The 870-nt window shown below is 45.1% G+C and carries 1 protein-coding gene; it reads left to right on the top strand.

The features are described from left to right. The coding region (locus tag DW114_RS21130; protein ID WP_394336435.1) for a CD3337/EF1877 family mobilome membrane protein at positions 1–870 on the top strand (870 nt) is incomplete at both ends.

The following is an 870-nucleotide window of genomic DNA, read 5'->3' as shown; positions in this document are numbered from 1 at the left end:
TATGCTCCCGATTACATCAAGAAGATAAATGAATTTTCATCAGACATCAGTACCGCTTCACTTGATTTGGGAACAAAAATCATGCTCCCCAACTCTGACAGCGAGGGCAAGGACAGCGTAGACTTGATACGGGACAGCTTATTTTCTATTCAAGTGGAACAGCCGTGGCTACTCTTACAATTCGGGAACAGCAACGCAGAAGAAATCGGGGCAGACCGTGTGGTCGCTCTTGTATCGGCAAGTCCAGAGGACGAGGACGGGAAAACCAGAGAGGAAGTCGTGAAAACAGAAATCGAGGACAACGACAACAACAATCTGACGATACCGCAGGTGGTAAACCGTTTAGGTATGGTGTTTTTCCTCTTGTTCTTTAACTTAGGTATCACGATATTTGTATTCTTGCTTACGGGCATGATGTTGTTTAGCCAGATACTTTTTATTATCTTTGCAATGTTTTTACCTATCAGCTTTTTACTTTCCATGATACCGAGCTATGAAAGCATGGCAAAGCAGGCAATCGTAAGGGTGTTTAATACCATAATGACACGGGCAGGCATAACGCTCATTGTAACGGTGGCGTTCAGCATTTCCAGTATGTTTTATAACATCTCCAAAGATTACCCGTTCTTTATGGTAGCGTTCTTGCAGATAGTATGTTTCGCTGGTATCTACATGAAGCTGGGCGATTTAATGAGTATGTTCTCTTTGAACGCTAATGACAGTCAAAGCATGGGACGAAGAATTTTCCGCAGACCGTATCTGTTTATGCGACATAGGGCTAGGCGTATGGAACACCGTATTGCAAGGGCGGTAAGTGCTGGCGGTATTTCGGGCGGTGTGGCTGGTGCGGTGGCTGGAAGTGCCGTTGCT

Origin of the sequence: Absiella sp. AM09-50 (assembly GCF_003433845.1) — a bacterium.
Taxonomy (GTDB): domain Bacteria; phylum Bacillota_I; class Bacilli_A; order Erysipelotrichales; family Erysipelotrichaceae; genus Hoskinsella; species Hoskinsella hominis.
This window is presented reverse-complemented; position numbering and strand designations above follow the sequence as displayed.